Here is an 8,249-nt window from a genome sequence, read left to right as displayed (position 1 = left end):
AGAGGCGGTGGAGTGGCTTGCCGAGCTGCCGCCGGTGGCAGCTCGCCTCAAGTTCCACGGCGCCGAAGAGGTGTTCGCCCCGCAATCGCTACACGAGGCGCGGGAGACGCAGGCTCTCTCTGCCGCCATCTGCGCCCGTATCGGCTTTGGCGATGAGGTGGCGCTGGATGAGCAGGGGGCGCCGCTGGATGGCGAGATGTTGCACCTGGCGCGCGATACCCCATACGGCTGTGTGCTGCGCAGTCGTTTTCTGCTGGGCAAGGCCTGCGCCAACCCGTTTGACGAGGTGCCGGACGAGGTAGGCTTCAACCTGATGCGCCACTGCTACAGCGAGTTCAGCTATCTGGCGCAGTTTCTGCCGTCGCTCTACTACGCGGAAAACGGTCGTGAACCGGCACCGCGACTCTGGTGACGGATGCCGAACGAGCGTGCAGGTCAGCTGCCGGATGGAGATGAACCGCGGAAGATGGTCATAAAAAAACCGGGCACTGGGCCCGGTTTGTCATGCAGTCAGGATGTGCTTACTGGAGCACCAGCACCATCAGCAGGCCGACGGTGATGGCGGACACCAGGAAGGCGAAGCCATAGAACACATAGTGGTGCAGCTTGGTGGTGTGGATCCCCAGATCATGCAGGCCGTGGTAGATGCGGTGCATGCCGTGCCAGACGGGCAGGGCGATGATCACCAGCAGGATGCAGGCACCCCACCAGGAGCTGGCGAATGCCAGCACGCGCTCGTAGCTCATGGTCTCCACGTCCATGATGCCCATGGGCACCAGCAGACCTGTGATGAGGACAATGACCGGCAGCAGCATGGCAACCACCATGCCACCCGCACCAAACAGACCCCAGTAAATTGGCTCGTCAGAACGTCTCATATTTTTTCCTCAAATCATGATTGAGTGATCGTGGCCAACGTTTCTGAGTGAGAGCCCGGTACCAAACAGACACCAATAACCGGGTTCGTCAGAACGTCTTATGGTTTTCTCCTCAGGCCACGATGATCAGGACAAGCAGGGATACCGCTGCCAGCGCCACATACTGGGCGATGACGATCGGCTTCTCCGGCACCAGGTCTTCGCCACGGAAGATGCGCATGGCTTTCGGTGCCAGTGCGAACCAGGTCTTGGCGTGGAACAGGCAGGCTGCCAGGGCGATGACGTGGAACAGGATGGCAATGGGGCTCTGCAGGGATTCCAGCCAGCCGTTGAATGCCTCCTGACCCTGTACCAGGCGCAGCAGACCCCACATCAGCACGACGGCGTAGATGGAGACGAAGATGCTGGTGCCTTCGCGGATCATGTAACCGGTGTAGAAGGCATTCTTCAGCCACCAGTCTTTTTTCATCTCGCGCACGTAAGGCTTACGTTTGCTCTCAGTGTTGTTCATGGTCTCACTCCTGGTCTCAATCCGGCTTGAACATGGCGATCATGTAGTCCTTGGCGCTCTCGACCTTGCCAAGCTGGATGGCGGCGGCCGGATCCACGCCTTTCGGGCACACTTCGGAGCAGTAGCCCACGAAGGTACAGCCCCAGACGCCCTCGTCCTGGCTGATGATCTTCATCCGCTCCCTGGACGCGCTGTCGCGGTTGTCGGCGTTGTAGCGATAGGCCAGTGCCAGGGCCGCCGGGCCGGTGAACTTCTTGTTGATGCCATATTGCGGGCAGGCCGCGTAGCACAGACCGCAGTTGATGCACATGGAGAACTGGTGATACTTCGCCATGTCAGCCGGCGTCTGGGTGTACTCGCCATCGCACAGGTTGCGCGGCTCAGACGGGATGATGTAGGGCTTGATGCTCTCCAGCTTCTCGATGAAGTCGGACATGTCGACCACCAGATCGCGCTCGATGGGGAAGTTGTTGAGCGGCTCTATGGTCATTTTGCCCGGCAGGTAGTCGCGCAGGAAGGTCTTGCAGCCCAGCTTGGGAATGCCGTTGACCATCATGCCGCAGGAGCCGCAGATCGCCATCCGGCAGGACCAGCGGAAGCTCAAGGTGGAGTCCAGATGATCCTTGATGTATTGCAGCGCATCCAGCAGGGACATCTCTTTGAGGTAGGGCACCTGGAAGGTCTGCATCCAGGGCTCGTTATCCTGCTCGGGACGGTAGCGCAGGATTTCAATTTCGATCATCTCAGCCATTCTTCTTAGCCTCGTCTTGTTTCTCACCCTCGGAACCGTACACGCGCTTGGCCGGTTGGGATTTAGTGATCTTCACATCGGAATAGTCGATGGTCGGGGCCCCTTCGCCGTTGTAGAAGGAGAGAGTGTGCTTGAGGAAGTTGACGTCATCGCGCTCCTCGTAACCGTCCAGACGCTGGTGGGAACCGCGGGACTCTTTGCGGTTGATGGCGGAGTGCGCCATGGCTTCCGCCACGTCCAGCATGTAGCCCAGCTCGATGGCGTACAGCAGGTCGGTGTTGAAGACCGAGGACTTGTCGTTGATCTTGATCTTCTTGTAACGGGCTTTCAGCTCGTTGATCTTGTCGATGGTGCCCTGCATCAGCTCTTCGGTACGGTAGATACCGACACCGGCTTCCATGGACATGCCCAGTTCGTTGCGGATATCCGCCGGGTTTTCGGTGCCGTCGATGTCCAGAAGGGAGAGGTGCTGCTTGATGAGCGCCTCGGCCTTGGCGACCAGCGCCTGGGTGTTGCCGTGTTGCTGGGTGGCGGCAAACTCGGCTGCCTGCTCACCGGCCACCTTGCCGAAGACCACGATCTCGGACAGGGAGTTGGAACCCAGACGGTTGGCGCCGTGCAGACCGACGGAGGCACATTCGCCAGCGGCATAGAGACCGGCCAGACGAGTGGCGCACTTGCCGTCGGTTTCGATGCCACCCATGGTGTAGTGGGCGGTCGGACGTACCGGAATCGGCTCTTTTACCGGATCCACACCCACGTAGGCCTTGGCCAGTTCGCAAATGAAGGGCAGACGCTCTTTCAGGTACTTCTCGCCAAGGTGGCGCAGGTCGAGGTGAACCACGTCGCCCATGGGGCCCTGGATAACGCGGCCTTTTTGCTGCTCCTGCCAGAAGGCCTGGGAGAGACGGTCGCGCGGACCCAGCTCCATGTGCTTGTTCTTCGGCTGGCCGACCGGGGTTTCCGGGCCCAGACCGTAATCTTGCAGGTAGCGATAGCCATCCTTGTTGAGCAGGATGCCACCCTCACCACGACAACCTTCGGTCATCAGGATGCCGGTGCCCGGCAGACCGGTCGGGTGATACTGGACGAACTCCATGTCCCGCAGCGGTACGCCGTGGCGGTAGGCCAGGGCCATGCCGTCACCGGTGACGATGCCGCCGTTGGTGTTGTAGCGATAGACACGACCTGCGCCGCCGGTGGCCAGCACCACGGACTTGGCCTGGATGAAGCGGGTGATGCCGTTCTGGATGTCAAAGGTGACGACACCCTGGACGCGGCCATCTTCCACGATGAGATCCAGACAGAAGTGCTCGTCGAAGCGCTTGATGGTCGGGTACTTGATGGAGGTTTGGAACAGGGTGTGCAGGATGTGGAAGCCGGACTTGTCGGCGGCGAACCAGGTGCGGGGGATCTTCATCCCGCCGAAACGGCGCACGTTGGCCTTGCCGTCCGGTTTGCGGCTCCAGGGGCAACCCCAGTGCTCCAGCTGGATCATCTCGTTGGTGGCGTTGTTGACGAAGTACTCGACTACGTCCTGCTCACACAGCCAGTCACCACCGGAGACGGTGTCGTTGAAGTGGTTTTCCAGGGAATCGTCATCACGGACGACGCCTGCGGCGCCACCTTCGGCGGCCACGGTGTGGCTGCGCATCGGATAGACCTTGGAAATCAGGGCGATTTCCAGCTCAGGGTGGGCTTCTGCAATGGCGATTGCGGCACGCAGGCCACCGCCACCGGCACCGATGATGGCAACATCGGTCTTGATAATATCCACATCTGCCTCCTTAGGGATAGATTTGCTGGGCACGATTTTGCTCTATGAAAAAAATTCAGGCTTGATGCAAGTCAAACTGCTTTGTTTTAGTGCTTGGCAACGGTGATTTTTATTACAACCACCCCATTCCTTGGATGAAAATGCCGTCATTATCGCCATCCATCAGTGATCTGGATCAGCCGTACTCGTTACTCTGGTGATTTTAACTCCAAGATTATACGTAGTTTTCTTTCAAAAAAATGAGAAATGCCTCTCTTTTTGGGTATTACCCATAAAGTTTTTAAGTTTTTTATCAAAACAGTTTAATGATAACTATTATCAAGATGACATATCGAGGTTAGGCATCAAAAAAGTAATGCGAATATAGCCATGACAGACTGGGCCCGTCTCCCACACATGGGCAAAAGGAGATGTCGATCACAGGGTTGAGGGTCTCGAAAGGGGATTATAACCGTTGAAACAAAAAGGGTTTATAAAAAAGGGGCCTGAACGGCCCCTTTCTTCCCATGGTCGATCAGATGCGGAACATGCCGACCTGATTATTCAATTCACCTGAAATATTTTTAAGCTGGGCCGACAGATTGCGGGAGCTGTCCGCATCCACTGCCAGCTCGTCCGAGACATCCTTGACCGCCTGGATGTTGCGGCTCACCTCGTCGGTGACGGCACGCTGTTCCTCGGCGGCGCTGGAGATCTGGGTCGCCATGTCGGAGATCTGGTTGATGGAGGTGGTGATCTGCTCCAGCGCCTGGGTTGCATCGTTGGCATCTTCCACGCTGTTCTGGGCCAGCTGCTGACCCTCGTGCATGGTACTGACGGCGCCCTGGGTGTTGCGCTGCAGGGTCTCTATCATGCTGCGGATCTCGACGGTGGAGCTGTGGGTGCGCTGGGAAAGCACCCGCACCTCGTCGGCCACCACGGCAAAGCCGCGTCCCTGCTCGCCAGCCCGGGCGGCCTCGATGGCGGCGTTGAGCGCCAGCAGGTTGGTCTGCTCGGCGATGCCCTGGATGGTGGAGAGGATGGTGTTGATCTCCTGGGCGTTCTTCTCCAGTTCCTGAATGATGCCGGAGGCCTGCTTGACCTGGGTGGCGAGATCCGTGATGGAGCGCTGGTTGCGGGCAATCACCTGCTTGCCGTGCTCGCAACTGCTGGAGGAGCTGCGGGCCGCTTCCGCGGTCTGCTCGGCGTTGCTGGCCACTTCGACGGCGGTGGCGGACATCTCGTGCACTGCGGTCGCAATCTGGGAGATCTCGTTTTGCTGGCGGGCCAGCCCCTGGTTGGATTTCTCCGCCATGTCGTGGGAAGACCTGGCCTGCTGGTTGAGCTGGGTGGAGGAGTTGGAGATGTCCTGCACCATGACGTGGATGCGCTCGATGAAGGTGTTGACGTGCTTGGCGACGGTACCGACCTCGTCTTCACGCTCGATCTTGATGCGACGGGTGAGATCGCCGTTGCCGCGGGAGAGATCGGCAATGGCCTCGCCCAGGGTTTTCAGCGGCGCCAGGGAGCCGTTGATGGCGACATAGGAGAAGCCCGCCACGATGAGGATGGTCAGCAATCCCTGAATGAGGGCGGAGGTGACCATGCGGGAGACGGACTGGTAGGCGACCGCTTCGTCCACCACGATGCCGAAATACCAGTTGGTGTTGGGGATCTCGGTGAGGTCGAACACGCTCGCCTTGCCGCTGATATCCATCTCGGAGATGGTGTTGTCATGGGCCAGCTCGTTGACCTTGGCTGCCGTCAGTTCCGGGGAGATGGCGGTGGCGGGTTTGAGGGTCAGATCCTTGTCCGGGTGGGCGATGATGGTGCCGTTGCTGTCCACCAGAATGGCATAGGTGCCTTCCGAGTTCATGGCAAGCACGTCTTTCACCAAGCCGTCGATGGAGACGTCACCGGCGATGACGCCGTCGGTGTTGCCGCGACTGAAGGGCTCGGCGATGGTGATGATGAGCTGGCCGGTGGTGATGTCGGCATAGGGGGCCGTGATGGCGAGCTTGCCGGCGGCCATGGCGTCCTTGTACCAGGGGCGCTGGCGCGGATCATAGCCGGCCGGCAGATCGGTCGGCTTGCTCTGGATCATCCGGCCATCCTTGGTGCCCACGTAGACGAGATCGAAGTTGCCCGCATTCATGGACTGGGCCAGGTGGCTGAGGGGCTCGTCTTCCTTGGCGAAGGCTTCCTTGGTGGCGGTGACGAGATTGATGCGGGCGTCGAGCCAGCGGGAGATCCCCTTGACGTTGGCGACCGAGCTGTCGTCGATGAAGCTCCAGATCAGCCGCTGGGTTTCACTGCGCAACTGGGAGGTGTTGTACCAGACCTGCAGGCCGGTGATGACCAGAATGATGGCCCCGATGGAGAGGACCAGCTTGTTCTTGATGGATAGGTTCATGTTTACATCCTTGTGAGCGTCAGTCAGAGATCCATGGTGTTTGTTATTGTTATGAGCCAACTCTGTATCGGCTGGCTATGGACTTTATGTATCCCGGTGCACCGCATTTTTTCAATTCTTTTCACCTCCTTGTGGCCTGCCAGGCCGCGCCGATACTCAGCTGAATCGATCTGGTCGGTTGGTGAAGATGCCATCGACACCCATGCTGGCGAGGGCGCTCCCATCACTCACTTCGTCGACTGTATAGACCAGGATCTTCAGCCCCCGGCGATGGGCATCCGCCACCAGGGTCTCGTCGACGAAATCCACATCGCAGTTCAGTGACCAGGCCCCCAGCGTCTCGGCGAAGGCGGCGCCGTCGAGAGGCAGGCTGGCCGTGAGGGCGCCGATCCTGATTTCCGGTCGCAGTCCCTTGAAGCGTAACAGCTCGGGATGATGAAAGGAGGAAACGATCCAGTGCGCCTGGGTAAAGCCAAGCTCGGCCTCGGCCCGCCTGGTCAGGGCGGCCACCGGCTCGGCGGTGTGGGCGCCCTTTAGCTCGATGTGCAGTTCGCAGCGCCCCGCCACCAGTGCCATCACCTGCCACAGGGTCGGGATCCGCTCCCCGTCCCCCGCATCCAGGCTCGCCAGGTACTCCCGGGATTGCCCGGTCAGCACACCCTGGCCGCTGGTGCAGCGCTCCAGCCGCCGGTCGTGGAAGACCCAGAGCTCTCCGTCGGCCCACTGCACGTCCAGTTCGATGGCTTTGGCACCCAGATCCAGCGCCAGGCTCATCGCCTTGAGGGTATTCTCCGGGGCCAGGCCGCTGGCACCGCGATGGGCAATGATCTGCATGATGGCTCCTGTTGTCGTCTTTGGGGGCTTCATCCCCGGCTCATCCGGATGTCGATCTGCTGATGTGGCAGATGCATGCCGACCTGGCCGAGTTTCTCCAGGATCAGAGAATGTACCTCGTGCGTAATGGGCATCCGGTGATCCATGTTGTTGACGTAGAGCCGGATCTCGTAGATGAGGGCCGAGTCGGTGAACTCGATGAGGAACACCTCCGGGGCGGGCGTATCCAGCACCAGGGTGGACTCGCGCACGCTCTGCTCCAGCAGTTGCTGTACCTGCTTGGGATTCTGCGTCAGGCCGATGCGAATGCGCAAGCGGACCCGGGTGATGGCATCGGACAGGGACCAGTTGATGAACTGCTCGGTGATGAAGGCCTTGTTGGGGACGATGATCTCCTTCCTGTCCCAGTCCACTATGGTGGTGGCGCGGGTCTTGATCTTGGTGACGGTGCCGGTGAGATCCCGGATGGTGACGGTGTCACCCAGGCGGATCGGTTTTTCGAACAGGATGATGAGGCCGGAGACGAAGTTGGCGAAGATCTCCTGCAAGCCGAAGCCCAGCCCCACGGAGAGTGCTGCCACCAGCCACTGGGTCTTGGACCAGTCGATGCCGAGCATGGAGAAGCCGGTGAGGGCGCCAATCAGCAGTACCAGGTACTTGCTCACCGTGGTGAGGGCGAAGCCGGTGCCTGGGGAGAGGCTCAGGTGCTGGAGCAGGGTGAGCTCCATCAACCCTGGCAGGTTGCGGGCGGTGACCACCGTCAGGATGAAGGCGAAGACGGTCAGCATCAGATCCTGCAGGGTGATGGCGGAGAGCTGCTCGATGCCGGCCACCTTGCTGCTCACCTGCCACACCTCGATGCTGCTGAGGAAGCTGAATGCCGAGTTGAGATCCGACCATTGCACCACCACCAGCATGGTGAAGCCCAGCATCAGCAGAGTGCGCACCAGGCCGAGGGACTGGGCGCTGATGGTATCCAGATCCAGCTCGGGCTCCTCCACCACATCGGGGATCTCGGAGCTGAGATCGTCCTCTTCCCGCTCCCGCTGCGCCAGGATCTCGGCCCGCTTCTGCTTGGCGCGATCGAAGGCGAGTCGGCGGCGCTG

Annotated in this window: 8 protein-coding genes; 1 reads left to right on the top strand and 7 read right to left on the bottom strand. The window is 60.0% G+C overall.

Annotated elements, in window-relative coordinates:
• The coding region (locus tag AACR77_RS05675; protein ID WP_042880254.1) for a DAPG hydrolase family protein at positions 1 to 412 on the top strand (412 nt) is incomplete at its 5' end.
• Positions 413 to 521: 109 nt separating this feature from the next.
• Here the strand turns inward: AACR77_RS05675 and frdD are convergent.
• The 7 genes from frdD to AACR77_RS23105 form a co-directional block, all read right to left on the bottom strand.
• Complete coding sequence (frdD, locus tag AACR77_RS05670) at positions 522 to 878, bottom strand: fumarate reductase subunit FrdD (RefSeq protein ID WP_010673803.1); 357 nt, start codon at positions 876 to 878, stop codon at positions 522 to 524.
• 112 nt (positions 879 to 990) lie between these two features.
• A complete protein-coding gene (locus AACR77_RS05665; protein ID WP_010673804.1) occupies positions 991 to 1,389 on the bottom strand; it encodes a hypothetical protein in 399 nt (132 codons plus the stop codon).
• A gap of 16 nt (positions 1,390 to 1,405) precedes the next feature.
• On the bottom strand, positions 1,406 to 2,140 hold the full coding sequence (locus AACR77_RS05660; RefSeq protein ID WP_010673805.1) for a succinate dehydrogenase/fumarate reductase iron-sulfur subunit: 735 nt from the start codon (positions 2,138 to 2,140) through the stop codon (positions 1,406 to 1,408).
• Positions 2,133 to 3,917: a fumarate reductase (quinol) flavoprotein subunit gene (gene frdA / locus AACR77_RS05655; RefSeq protein ID WP_010673806.1), complete on the bottom strand. Its 1,785-nt coding sequence runs from the start codon at positions 3,915 to 3,917 to the stop codon at positions 2,133 to 2,135. The genes AACR77_RS05660 and frdA overlap by 8 nt, the downstream gene beginning before the upstream one ends.
• Positions 3,918 to 4,431: 514 nt before the next feature.
• Entirely contained in the window at positions 4,432 to 6,309 is a 1,878-nt protein-coding gene (locus AACR77_RS05650) for a methyl-accepting chemotaxis protein (RefSeq protein WP_042880252.1), read from the bottom strand.
• Between the two features lie 156 nt (positions 6,310 to 6,465).
• Positions 6,466 to 7,143, bottom strand: coding sequence for a glycerophosphodiester phosphodiesterase (locus AACR77_RS05645; RefSeq protein WP_042880250.1), 678 nt, complete (start codon positions 7,141 to 7,143; stop codon positions 6,466 to 6,468).
• 29 nt (positions 7,144 to 7,172) lie between these two features.
• Positions 7,173 to 8,249: mechanosensitive ion channel domain-containing protein (locus AACR77_RS23105; RefSeq protein ID WP_231563154.1), on the bottom strand; the 1,077-nt coding region annotated here is incomplete at its 5' end.

It is taken from the genome of Aeromonas sp. ZOR0002 (assembly GCF_963866995.1).
GTDB lineage: Bacteria > Pseudomonadota > Gammaproteobacteria > Enterobacterales > Aeromonadaceae > Aeromonas > Aeromonas caviae.
The sequence above is the reverse complement of the archived record's forward strand: the minus strand, read 5'-3'. Positions and strand labels throughout refer to the sequence as shown.

What these genes read in the sequence shown, in the direction of transcription:
- AACR77_RS05665 (WP_010673804.1), bottom strand. Translation starts at nt 1,389, where the DNA reads ATGAACAACACTGAGAGCAAACGTAAGCCTTACGTGCGCGAGATGAAA.
- AACR77_RS05645 (WP_042880250.1), bottom strand. Translation starts at nt 7,143, where the DNA reads ATGCAGATCATTGCCCATCGCGGTGCCAGCGGCCTGGCCCCGGAGAAT.
- AACR77_RS05660 (WP_010673805.1), bottom strand. Translation starts at nt 2,140, where the DNA reads ATGGCTGAGATGATCGAAATTGAAATCCTGCGCTACCGTCCCGAGCAG.
- frdD (WP_010673803.1), bottom strand. Translation starts at nt 878, where the DNA reads ATGAGACGTTCTGACGAGCCAATTTACTGGGGTCTGTTTGGTGCGGGT.
- AACR77_RS05650 (WP_042880252.1), bottom strand. Translation starts at nt 6,309, where the DNA reads ATGAACCTATCCATCAAGAACAAGCTGGTCCTCTCCATCGGGGCCATC.